The organism is Streptomyces sp. NBC_00075 (genome assembly GCF_045041225.1).
Lineage (GTDB): Bacteria > Actinomycetota > Actinomycetes > Streptomycetales > Streptomycetaceae > Streptomyces > Streptomyces adonidis.
In genome coordinates, this window is sequence record NZ_CP108243.1 from 5,002,557 (window position 1) to 5,014,792 (window position 12,236).

The window sequence follows — 12,236 nt, forward strand, 5'->3', positions numbered from 1 at the left end:
CGAGACACCGAAAGAGCAGACGAAGAAGCGTATGAAGATCGCCAGACGCACGACCACGTCGGCCGCGACGGCCGTTGTCCTCGCCACCGCCGGAGGCCTCCTCACCGCGGTCGCAGCCACGCCCGCCTCAGCGGCAACGGTGACGTGCAACTCCCCTACCTACAAGCGCCAGTTCTTCACGAACACGGCCTTCTCGGGCACCCCGAAGAAGACCGACTGTGACGGGACGATCAGCGAGAGCTGGGGAGCGAAGGCCCCCGCCCCCGGCCTTCCGAAGGACAACTTCGGCGTCCGCTGGACGGTGACCCGCGACTTCGGCTCGGGCGGCCCCTTCGCCCTGACCGCCGCCGCCCAGGACGGCATCCGCGTCTACGTCGACGGCAAGGCCAAGGTCAACCTCTGGAAGAACGTCACGGCGACCCGCACCAAGACGGTCAACGTGACGATCCCGTCCGGCAGACACACCGTGCGCGTGGACTATGCCAACTTCGCGGGCAACGCGAACGTCAACTTCGCCTACACGCCCCGCACTTCGGCAACGGTCGACAAGGTCAAGCCGCTGGTCCCGACGGGCACCGCGGTGGCGTACGACAAGTCGTCCGGCGAGGCCAAGCTCACCTGGGCGAAGAACAAGGAGCTGGACCTCGCCGGCTACCGCATCTACCGCCGCCTGAACGGGAGTTCGTTCGGCGGCACCCCACTGGCGACGACCGCCTCCACCTCGTACACGGACACCACCCTCCCGGTCACGGGCGCGGGTTACTTCTACGAGGTCCGCGCGTACGACAAGGCGGGCAACGAGTCGGCCGGTACGGCGGACAAGGGCGTCGTCACCGTCGACCGCGTCGCTCCGGCCGCGCCCCAGGCGCCGACGATCGTCAACGAGTCGGCGGCGAACGGGCTGCGGGTCAGCTGGAGCGCGGTCGAGGGCGCGGCGTCGTACCGCGTGTACCGGGCGATCGGGGCGCAGGGCCGGTTCTTCGAGATGGGCCGTACGGACAAGGTCTCCTACCTGGACACCTCGGTCATCGAGGACATCGCCTACCGCTACCGCGTCTCGGCGGTCGACGCGGCGGGCAACGAGTCCGGGGCTTCGCCCGTCGTCAACAGCACGTACGACGACGACACCGCACCGCCCGCCGTGACCGGCCTGAAGGTCACTCCGACCGAGTACGGCTTCCAGCTGAACTGGGACGCGAACCCGGCCGCGGACCTCGCGCGATACGCGGTCTACGTGGGCGAGTCGGTCGAGGACAAGGCGACCGGCGAGAAGGTGTGCTCGGCGGCCGGCCCGGTGAAGTACGTGAAGGCCGACACCACCTCGTACTCCTACCTGACCCGCCCGAACGGCGAGCAGGCGTGCCTCTTCGTCGACGCCCTCGACGGCGCCTGGAACTCCGTGTACACGGAGACCGGCACCGCCCCGACGGTCGTGGCCACGGAGCTGAACACCACTCCGGGCGTGGCGACTCCGCCGGGCTCCCCCCTCCACCTGACGGCGGACTCGACCGAGGGCGCCGGTGCCAACCAGCTCTTCTGGAGCGGCCTGGACACCAACTCCCCGCAGGCGGCGGGCGGTTACCGCGTCTACCGCTGGAACGCGGCGGCTTCGGCGTACGAGAGCATCGCCACCGTGGCCAACACGGCTTCCGCGTACGTCGACGCGGGCGCGAAGCCCGGCACGACGTCCTACTACTGGGTGACGGCGGTGGCGGCGGACGGCACGGAGTCGGTTCCGGCGGGCGACTGGGCGGTCAACGCTCCCGTGAACTGACGGCACGCGTAACGCAGAAGCAGAAAGAGCAGCGCAGAACCGTATGAGCATCACCAGACGCACGACGGCCGCGAGCGCGGTGGCGCTCGCCACCGCCGGTGGCCTCCTCACCGTGGTCCCAGCCCCGACCGCCTCGGCGGCCACGGTGACGTGCAACTCCCCCGTCTACAAGCGCCAGTTCTTCGCGAACACCACCTTCTCCGGCACGCCGAAGAAGACCGACTGCGACGCGGCCATCGCCGAGAACTGGGGCGCGAAGGCCCCGGCCACCGGCCTCCCGAAGGACAACTTCGGCATCCGCTGGACCGTCACCCGCGACTTCGGCTCGGGCGGGCCCTTCGCGCTCACCGTCGCCGTGCAGGACGGCATCCGCGTGAACCTGGACGGCAGGGTCAAGGTCAACGTCTGGAAGAACGTCCCGACGACCCAGAAGAAGACCGTCAACCTCACCATCCCGTCCGGCAAGCACACCCTGCGCATCGACTACGTCAACTGGACCGGTTCCGCCGACGTCAAGTTCGGTTACACACCCCGGACTTCGGCCACCGTCGACAAGGTGAAGCCCCTCACTCCGACGGCGCCCTCCGTCGCGTACGACAAGACGACGGGCAAGGCCAGGCTCACCTGGGCGAAGAACAAGGAGATGGACCTCGCGAGTTACCGCGTCTACCGGCGTCTGAAAGACACTTCCTTCGGCAGCACACCCCTCGCGACGGCCACCTCCACGACGTACACCGACACCACGCTCCCGAAGACGGGCGCGACGTACTACTACGAGGTCCGTGCCCGCGACAAGGCCGGCAATGAGTCGACCGGTACCACCGACCTGCCCGTCACCACTGTGGACAAGACTCCGCCCGCCGCACCGTCCGTGTACTGGGACGGGTGCCCGGACAGCCAGCCCTATGCGGCCCCCCAACTCGTCACCACCGAAGCGAACAGGGCCGACATCGCCTGGTACGAGTTGCAGCGGCTCGACACCGGCACCTGGAACACCGTCTACTCCGGTCCCAAGGGCGCGATCTGCGACACCGGGTACCCCGCCGACGGCAGCGAGGTCACCTACCGGGGCCGGGCCCGTGACAAGGACGGGAACTGGTCCGTCTACTCGGCCGCCACCACATTGACCACCCCCGACCTGACGCCCCCGGCGCCGGTCACGGACGCCCGTGTCGAGTACCGGTCGGGGGTTCCGCACCTGGTCTGGTCACCCGTCGATGGGGCCTCCTCGTATCAGGTCGTCCAGTACGACCCGGCCACCGGCGGCTGGCTCAACGCGTCGCCCGGCGGTGGCTCCGTCAAGGAATCCGACGTCGTGCCACGCCAGTTGGCCGCGACCGCCGACACGTACCGGTACGCGGTCCGCTCGATGGACGCCAGGGGCAACGCCGCCACTTCGGCGGAGATCACGCTGACGATGGCCGACCGGCCCGAGGCGATCCCCCCGTACGAGACCACCGCGAACCGGTCCGGCCCCGGGGTGTCCGTCTCGTGGAGCAGCGCCGACCCGTGGACCTACGACGATGGCCCCCTGCTGACCTACCGGATCGTGCGGACCGACCCGGCGACCGGCGAGAGCGTCGTCGTGGACAAGTGCAAGCCGAACAGCGCGTTCGACGAGCCGCTGACGGACCCCTCTGTCGACTGGTGGTGGGCCGGTGACGACGCCCCGGCGTACGCCGGCCGCAAGGTGATCCGCGGCCGCTGCTGGGATGTCTCCGGGGCCTCCAGGACGACGTACGAGTACCGGGTCGTCACCGTCGACCGGTACGGACACGCCTCGCAGCCCGGCCCGGCGGCCATGGAGACCACGCCGGACACCGAACGCCCGGCCCCGGTACGGAACCTGACCGCCGAGGAGATTCCGCTCGGCGTACGCCTGACCTGGACGCCGCCCGCCGACGACGACGTCGCCGCGTACTACGTGTGGCAGGGCATCACCGACCCGGGCACCGGCGACACCGTCTGGAAGAAGAACTGCTGGACGGGGGACTCGCTCGCCGAGACCGAGATCCTCTGCCCGACCGTGCCGGACGGCGCCACCCACGTCTACCGGGTGGCCGCCACGGACGACTGGGCCTACCTCGACGAGGGCCCGGACTTCTTCCACACGGCCGACATCTCGGTCGCCCTGTCCGACACCCGGCCCCCGGGCTGGACCGGTACCGGGGTCCGCGAGGGCCAGCTCCCGACGCTGGAGGTCGGCTGCGAGGAGACAGACGGTCTGGGTGACTGCTCCCTGCTGACCGACTATCGCGTGGACCGCTGGGACCCGGTCTCGGGCTCCTACACCACCCTCACCACCGCCAAGGTCGGCCGCCCGACCCTCTACGTGGACCGCACCGTGCACGAGGACCTGCTGAACCTGTACTACTACCGAGTGGTGTTCACCGATGCCTCAGGCATCGAACTCGCCACGCGGCAGACGGCGTACGGCATCTGGAACAACTGGCTGTGACCACGTGGAAAGGGGCCCGGAGAAATCCTCCGGGCCCCTTTTCACATGCCTGTGCGGCCAAGTCAGTCCTGCTGCCGCTTGGGCCGCCAGACCACCAACGCACTGGTCTGCTGAACCTCCTGATAAGGCACCAGATCCCGCCGATAAGAAGCATGCACCGCCGCCTCCCGCTGCTGCATAGCCGCAGCGGCGCCATCCAGCGCAGCCTCCATCTCCGCCACCCGTGACTGCAACGCGGCCACCTGGTTCTCCAGTTCGATGATCCGCTTGATGCCGGCCAGGTTGATGCCCTCGTCCTGCGACAACGCCTGCACCGCGCGGAGCAGTTCGATGTCGCGGGCCGAGTAGCGGCGGCCCCGGCCGGCGGTGCGGTCGGGGGAGACCAGGCCCAGGCGGTCGTACTGGCGCAGGGTCTGGGGGTGCAGGCCCGAGAGCTGGGCCGCCACCGAGATGACGTAGACCGGGGTTTCCTCGGTCAGTTCATACGGGTTGCGTCGACGGCCGTCCATCTCCGATCAAGCTCCCTTCGCTGCCTCGAACAGCTCTGCCCGCGGATCCTCGTCCGCGGTCGCCTCGCGATACGCCTCCAGTGCGTCACGAGCCTTCCCCGTCAGCTCCGTCGGGACACTCACCTCGACGGTGACCAGCAGATCGCCCCGGGTGCCGTCCTTGCGGACCGCGCCCTTGCCCCGCGCGCGCATAGTGCGCCCGTTGGGCGTGCCCGGCGGCAGCTTCAGGGTGACCGGCGGGCCGCCCAGGGTCGGAACCCTGACCTCGCCGCCGAGTGCCGCCTCGACGAACGTCACCGGCACCGTCACCGTCAGGTTGTCTTCCTTGCGGCCGAACACCGGGTGGGCGTCGACATGGACGGTGACGTACAGGTCGCCCGCCGGGCCACCGCGCTCGCCCGGTGCTCCCTTGCCGCGCAGGCGGATGCGCTGGCCGTCGGCCACGCCCGCCGGGATGCGCACCTGCATCGTCCGGGACGACTTCGCCCGGCCGCTGCCGTTGCACACCAGGCACGCGTGTTCCGCGATCAGGCCCCGGCCCTTGCAGTCCGGGCAGGGGTCCGTCAGCGAGAAACCGCCGCCCGAGCCTCGGGCTACCTGGCCCGTCCCCACGCATGTCGGGCATACGCGCGGTGTGCCGTTCTTGTCGCCCGTCCCGGAACACGCCTTGCACGGGGACTGGGACGTCATGCGCAGCGGGACCGTCGCGCCGTCCACCGCCTCCGTGAAGCTCAGCGTGACCTCGGTGTCGATGTCCTGGCCGCGCCTGGGCTGCGTACGGGTGGTCCCGCCGCCGCCCCGGTTGAACAGGCCGCCGAAGACGTCCCCGATGCCACCGCCGAAGCCGCCCGGACCGGAGCCCGAGCCGGCCCCGCCCTGGGGGCCGCCCCCGAAGAGGTCGCCCAGGTCGAAGTTGAAGGAGCCGCCGCCCGCGCCCGGCCCCGGGCGGAAGCCGCCGTTGCCGAAGAGGGCGCGGGCCTCGTCGTACTCCTTGCGCTTCTTGGGGTCGCCGAGGACGTCGTTCGCCTCGGAGATCTCCTTGAAGCGCTCCTCGGCCTTGGCGTTGCCCTTGTTGGCGTCCGGGTGGAACTCGCGGGCGAGTTTCCGGTACGCCTTCTTGATCTCGGCCTCGGTGGCGTCCTTGGGGACGCCGAGGACCTTGTAGAAGTCCTTCTCGATGAAGTCCTTGGTGCTCATCCCCGACGTCCCTCCTCTCCGGAGTCCCCCACCTCAGTGCTCACGTCAGCCCTCTTCCGGGCCACCGTTCTCCTTGCCGTCCGCCGACTCCGTGGAGTCGCCCTTGTCGGCCTGCGTCGCCCCGGGCTGGGGCTCGGCCACCGCGACCCGCGCGGGACGCAGGTTGCGCTCCCCGAACCGGTAGCCCGGCTGAAGGATCGCCACGCAGGTCGTCTCCGTGACGTCCGGCGCGTACGAGTGCATCAGGGCCTCGTGGATCATCGGGTCGAAGGGCTCGCCCTCCTTGCCGAACTGCTGGAGGCCCATCTTGGCGGCGACGGTCTCCAGCGACTCGGCGACGGACTTGAACCCGCCGACCAGTTCGCCGTGTTCCCTCGCGCGGCCGATGTCGTCGAGCACGGGCAGGAGCTCGCTCAGGAGGCTCGCGATGGCGATCTCCTTGACCGTGATCCGGTCCCGCTCGACCCGGCGGCGGTAGTTCTGATACTCGGCCTGGAGCCGCTGGAGGTCCGCCGTGCGCTCACCGAGCGCCGTACGTACCTGGTCCAGCTGTGCCGTCAGACCGGCGACCTGTGCTGCTGCTGCGTCCCCGGCCGGGGACGCCCCCTCAGAAGAGGGGGCGGCCTTCGGCTCGGCGTCGTCGGGGGTGGCGCCGGAAGGGACGTCGGGCTTCTCGTCGAAGCCCGGAGTCTCCTCCGTCACGCGGCACCGTCCTTGCGCTCGTCGTCGACGATCTCGGCGTCGACCACGTCGTCGTCGGCCTTCGGGGCCTCGGCGCCGGGCGCCGCGTCACCGGCGCCGGCGGCCTGACCCGCCTGGGCGTCGGCGTACATCGCCTGGCCCAGCTTCTGCGAGACGGCCGCGACCTTCTCGGTGGCGGTGCGGATCTCGGCGGTGTTGTCGCCCTCGGCGGACTCGCCCTTGAGGGCGACCTTCAGCTCGTCGATCGAGGCCTCGACCTCGGTCTTGATGTCGCCGGGGACCTTGTCCTCGTTGTCCTTGAGGAACTTCTCCGTCTGGTAGACGAGCTGCTCGCCCTGGTTGCGGGTCTCGGCGGCCTCGCGGCGACGGTGGTCCTCGTCCGCGTACTGCTCGGCCTCCTGGCGCATGCGGTCGACCTCGTCCTTCGGCAGCGAGGAGCCGCCGGTGACGGTCATCTTCTGCTCCTTGCCCGTGCCGAGGTCCTTCGCGGTCACGTGCATGATGCCGTTGGCGTCGATGTCGAAGGACACCTCGATCTGCGGGACACCGCGCGGGGCCGGCGGCAGGCCCGTCAGCTCGAACATCCCGAGCTTCTTGTTGTACGCCGCGATCTCGCGCTCGCCCTGGTAGACCTGGATCTGCACGGACGGCTGGTTGTCCTCGGCGGTGGTGAAGATCTCGGACCGCTTGGTCGGGATCGTCGTGTTCCGCTCGATGAGCTTGGTCATGATGCCGCCCTTGGTCTCGATACCCAGGGACAGCGGGGTGACGTCGAGGAGCAGTACGTCCTTGACCTCGCCCTTCAGGACACCGGCCTGGAGCGAGGCGCCGATGGCGACGACCTCGTCCGGGTTGACGCCCTTGTTGGCCTCGCGACCGCCGGTCAGCTCCTTGACCAGCTCGGCGACGGCGGGCATACGGGTCGAGCCGCCGACGAGAACGACGTGGTCGATCTCGGAGAGGGCGATGCCCGCGTCCTTGATGACGTTGTGGAACGGCGTCTTGCAGCGCTCCAGGAGGTCGGCCGTCAGCTGCTGGAACTGGGCGCGCGTGAGCTTCTCGTCCAGGTGCAGCGGGCCCTCGGCGGAGGCCGTGATGTAGGGCAGGTTGATCGAGGTCTCGGTGGACGAGGACAGCTCGATCTTGGCCTTCTCGGCGGCCTCGCGGAGGCGCTGGAGGGCCATCTTGTCCTTGCCGAGGTCCACGCCGTGGCCGGTGCGGAACTGCTGCACCAGGTAGTCCATGACGCGCTGGTCCCAGTCGTCACCACCGAGGTGGTTGTCACCGTTGGTGGCCTTCACCTCGACGACGCCGTCGCCGATCTCCAGGAGGGACACGTCGAAGGTGCCGCCACCGAGGTCGAAGACGAGGATCGTCTGGTCGTCCTTGTCCAGGCCGTACGCCAGAGCGGCGGCCGTGGGCTCGTTGACGATACGCAGGACGTTCAGGCCCGCGATCTCGCCGGCCTCCTTCGTCGCCTGGCGCTCGGAGTCGTTGAAGTAGGCCGGGACGGTGATGACCGCGTCCGTGACCTTCTCGCCCAGGTAGGCCTCGGCGTCGCGCTTCAGCTTCTGGAGGATGAAGGCGCTCATCTGCTGCGGGTTGAAGTTCTTGCCGTCGAGCTCGATCTTCCAGTCGGTGCCCATGTGGCGCTTGACCGACCGGATGGTCCTGTCGACGTTGGTGACCGCCTGGCGCTTGGCTACCTCGCCGACCAGCACCTCACCGTTCTTCGCGAAGGCGACGACGGACGGCGTGGTCCTGGCACCCTCGGCGTTGGTGATGACGGTGGGCTCGCCGCCCTCCAGAACGCTGACGACGGAGTTAGTCGTGCCCAGGTCGATGCCGACCGCACGTGCCATTTCAATTCCTCCAGGGGAATGACGAAGTATGACTTGAGTGGAACGGACTCAAGTGTGCATCACTCCCGTCGCGCGGTCAACAGAGCTGAGTCGACCCCGCTCAACTCTTATCCGTTCCTTACGCGCAATGCCGCCCTGACCTGCGCCGACTGCACGGCCTGCGCCCGCCGCAGCCCGTACACGGGAACCCTCAGCAGCCCCAGTACGACCATCCCGGCCACCCCCACCACCCACCACAGCCCCGCCCCCGCGACCCACCCGCCATGCGCGAGCACCCCCACCAGCACCGCCCCGAAGGCCCCCGCCCCGAGCAGCACGGCCGCCCCGCGCGGGGTGAGCCCCAGCCGCCGCAGCCGGTGCGCGAGATGGTCGGGACCCCCGCGCGACAACGGCCGCCGGGCCACCCGCCGCGACACGACGACGAGCACCACGTCCGCGCCGGCCACGGCGGTGAGCGCGAACAACACCCCCGCACTGGGCGCCAGTTCGTGCCCGGTCCGCACGACCACAGCAGCCGAGGCCAGCACGAACCCGGTGAACAGGGACCCGCACGCGCCGAACGCGATCCGCGCGGGATGCCAGTTGTGCATGAGGAACCCGGTGAGCGCGGCGGCCAGCACGCTCAGCAGCACCGCGAGCCCGTCGAACACCTCGACGGCGGCACACGCGCTCACCCCGAAGGCGGTCAGCACCCCGACCGTCCCCACCAGCCCGTCGGCATGGTCGAGGGCCCGGAAGGCGACGGCGACGAACACGATCCACAGGAGGGCGAGCAGCCCGGCCCCGAACCCCAGCTCCCGGTACGGCACGACGAACGCGGCGGCGACGGCCGTACCGGCGACCAGGAACCGCGCCTTCACGCGCCGTACGTCGGCCACGAGCCCGAGCGCCCCGACGCCCGCCCCGGCGAGCAGCAGCGCACCGATCCCGTCCCCCAGAGGGGCGTACCCGGTCCACTCGCCCACCCCCGCGACCAGCCCGGTCGCGAGCACGACCGCGAGCCCGCCGAGCAGCGGCAGGGGCCGGGCCCGGCGCCGGTCGAGGACGCCGAGGCGCAGGGCGAGGGTCCGCAGGAGGGCGGTGAGGACGGCGGCGAGGAGGAGGGCCGAGGTGGCTGCGAGGATCCCGTAGAGCACGGGCTCACGTTAGATGGAAACGTAACAATTCTGTACGAATAACACGATTTACTCTGATGGGATTTGATCTACGACTCAGGTAAGCCTCAGCGATCCAGATCACTCCGCCGCTGACTACAGTGCGAGCGAAGATGTGGGTAGTCTCTGACAGACTGCCTAAGTTACCGCTTAGTAATACTGCTCGCAGGCCTGAGGAGCCCCGACATGCAACTCGCCGCGATCATCGTGTCGCTGGTCCTGACCGTGGTCGGCGTCGCGCTGCTCGCACGCGCCATCGGTCAGTTCGTCCGGTACTTCAAACTCGGCCAGCCGGTCCCGGCCGGCGTGCGGACGGACAACCCCTACCAGCGCAGCGTCACGCTGGTGAAGGAGTTCCTCGGCCACACCCGGATGAACCGCTGGGGCATCGTCGGCTTCGCGCACTGGTTCGTCGCGGTCGGCTTCCTGACCCTGCCGCCGACCCTCGCCCAGGCCTTCGGCCAGCTCTTCTCGGCGGACTGGACGCTCCCGGTCATCGGCGGCTTCCTGCCGTTCGAGATGTACATCGAGTTCATCGGCGTGATGACGATCATCGGCATCGCCGTACTGATCGTGATCCGCCTGCTGAACCTGCCCTCGCGCCCCGGCCGCAAGTCCCGCTTCGCGGGCTCCAAGGCGGGCCAGGCGTACTTCGTCGAGTACGTCATCCTCACCATCGGCCTCGCGATCTACGTGCTGCGCGGCCTCGAGGGCGCGATCCACCACGTCGAGCACTACGAGGCCGGGTACTTCGCCTCGTACCCCCTCGTCCTCGCCTTCAAGGGCCTGAGCGTCGGCACGCTCCAGAACCTCATCTACTTCACCGCGATGGTGAAGATCAGCACGTCGTTCGTGTGGATGATCGTCGTCTCGCTCAACACCAACATGGGTGTGGCCTGGCACCGCTTCCTCGCCTTCCCGAACATCTGGTTCAAGCGCGAGGCGACCGGCGGCACGGCCCTGGGCGCCCTCCAGCCGATGACGTCCGGCGGCAAGCCGATCGACTTCACCGACCCGGGCGACGACGACGTCTTCGGCGTCAGCCAGGTGGAGCAGTTCTCCTGGAAGGGCCTGCTCGACTTCTCCACGTGTACGGAGTGCGGTCGCTGCCAGTCGCAGTGCCCGGCCTGGAACACCGGCAAGCCCCTCTCCCCCAAGCTGCTGATCATGTCCCTGCGGGACCACGCCCACGCCAAGGCGCCGTACCTGCTGGCGGGCGGCGGCAAGACGATGGAGGGCGAGGAGAAGGCGTCCGAGGAGCAGCTGAAGGACGTACCGGCCGCCGCCCTCGCGGAGGCCGAGCGCCCCCTCATCGGCACCCTCGAAGAGAACGGCGTCATCGACCCGGACGTCCTGTGGTCCTGCACGACCTGCGGCGCCTGCGTCGAGCAGTGCCCGGTGGACATCGAGCACGTCGACCACATCGTCGACATGCGCCGCTACCAGGTGATGATCGAGAGCGCGTTCCCGTCCGAGGCGGGCACGATGCTCAAGAACCTGGAGAAGAAGGGCAACCCCTGGGGCCTGGCGAAGAAGCAGCGCCTCGAATGGCTCAAGGAGCTCGACTTCGAGGTCCCGGTCGTCGGCAAGGACATCGAGGACCTGACCGAGGTCGAGTACCTGTACTGGGTCGGCTGCGCGGGCTCCCTGGAGGACCGCGCGAAGAAGACGACGAAGGCGTTCGCCGAGCTTCTCCACATCGCGGGCGTCAAGTTCGCGATCATGGGCGGCGACGAGAAGTGCACCGGTGACTCGGCCCGGCGTCTCGGCAACGAGCCGCTGTTCCAGGAGCTGGGCATGGAGAACGTGGCCGCGCTGAACATGGCGTTCGGCGAGGACGACGACGACCCGGAGACGAAGAAGCCGCGCTCGGCGAAGAAGATCGTCGCCACCTGCCCGCACTGCCTGAACACCATCGGCAACGAGTACCCGCAGCTCGGCGGCGACTACGAGACCATCCACCACACCCAGCTGCTCCAGCACCTCATCGACGAGGGCAAGCTGCTCCCGGTGACTCCGGTCGACGGCCTCATCACCTACCACGACCCCTGCTACCTGGGCCGCCACAACAAGATCTACACGCCCCCGCGCGAGATCATGTCGGCCGTCCCGGGCCTGCGCCAGCAGGAGATGCACCGCCACAAGGAGCGCGGCTTCTGCTGCGGCGCGGGCGGCGCGCGGATGTGGATGGAGGAGCGGATCGGCAAGCGCATCAACAACGAGCGCGTCGACGAGGCCCTGTCCCTGAACCCCGACATCGTCTCGACGGCCTGCCCGTTCTGCCTGGTCATGCTGACCGACTCGGTGAACGGCAAGAAGAACGAGGGCAAGGCGAAGGAGTCCATCACGGTGGTGGACGTCGCCCAGCTGCTCCTGGAGTCCGTGAAGACCCCGGTCCCGGACGACGAGCCCCCGGCGGGCGAGGCGGAGTCGGAGAGCGCGCCCGAGCCGCAACCGGTGAAGTAGGTCCGAGAACAGGTTCGAGCGGGGCCGGCGCCGGTGGCGTCGGCCCCGCTCACGTTCGCCCTCGCATTCACCGAACTCCCGTACAACCATTGCCACTTGCTGTAAGTCTCCTCA

At 69.1% G+C, this 12,236-nt stretch carries 8 protein-coding genes; 3 read left to right on the top strand and 5 right to left on the bottom strand.

Annotated features, from left to right (window positions below; all coding sequences use genetic code 11):
* Positions 1-31: 31 nt before the first annotated feature.
* Positions 32-1,774 carry a PA14 domain-containing protein gene (locus OG787_RS21680; protein WP_405536088.1) on the top strand — a complete coding sequence of 581 codons (1,743 nt, stop codon included), beginning with the start codon at positions 32-34 and terminating at the stop codon, positions 1,772-1,774.
* A gap of 43 nt (positions 1,775-1,817) precedes the next feature.
* Positions 1,818-4,232 carry a PA14 domain-containing protein gene (locus tag OG787_RS21685; RefSeq protein WP_405536089.1) on the top strand — a complete coding sequence of 805 codons (2,415 nt, stop codon included), beginning with the start codon at positions 1,818-1,820 and terminating at the stop codon, positions 4,230-4,232.
* Positions 4,233-4,294: 62 nt separating this feature from the next.
* Here OG787_RS21685 and OG787_RS21690 read toward each other — a convergent pair whose 3' ends face one another.
* The 5 genes from OG787_RS21690 to OG787_RS21710 form a co-directional block, all read right to left on the bottom strand.
* The gene (locus OG787_RS21690; protein WP_369035329.1) at positions 4,295-4,741 is read right to left on the bottom strand and encodes a heat shock protein transcriptional repressor HspR; all 447 of its coding nucleotides are present in this window, start codon (positions 4,739-4,741) and stop codon (positions 4,295-4,297) included.
* Positions 4,742-4,747: 6 nt separating this feature from the next.
* Positions 4,748-5,938, bottom strand: coding sequence for a molecular chaperone DnaJ (gene dnaJ / locus OG787_RS21695; RefSeq protein WP_369035328.1), 1,191 nt, complete (start codon positions 5,936-5,938; stop codon positions 4,748-4,750).
* A gap of 45 nt (positions 5,939-5,983) precedes the next feature.
* Positions 5,984-6,640, bottom strand: coding sequence for a nucleotide exchange factor GrpE (grpE, locus tag OG787_RS21700; RefSeq protein WP_369035327.1), 657 nt, complete (start codon positions 6,638-6,640; stop codon positions 5,984-5,986).
* Positions 6,637-8,502, bottom strand: coding sequence for a molecular chaperone DnaK (gene dnaK / locus OG787_RS21705; RefSeq protein ID WP_405536090.1), 1,866 nt, complete (start codon positions 8,500-8,502; stop codon positions 6,637-6,639). The genes grpE and dnaK overlap by 4 nt, the downstream gene beginning before the upstream one ends.
* A gap of 107 nt (positions 8,503-8,609) precedes the next feature.
* Complete coding sequence (locus tag OG787_RS21710; RefSeq protein ID WP_405536091.1) at positions 8,610-9,638, bottom strand: MraY family glycosyltransferase; 1,029 nt, start codon at positions 9,636-9,638, stop codon at positions 8,610-8,612.
* A gap of 204 nt (positions 9,639-9,842) precedes the next feature.
* On the opposite strand from OG787_RS21710, the gene OG787_RS21715 reads away from it, so the two are divergent.
* On the top strand, positions 9,843-12,122 hold the full coding sequence (locus OG787_RS21715; RefSeq protein ID WP_369035324.1) for a heterodisulfide reductase-related iron-sulfur binding cluster: 2,280 nt from the start codon (positions 9,843-9,845) through the stop codon (positions 12,120-12,122).
* Positions 12,123-12,236 lie beyond the last annotated feature (114 nt).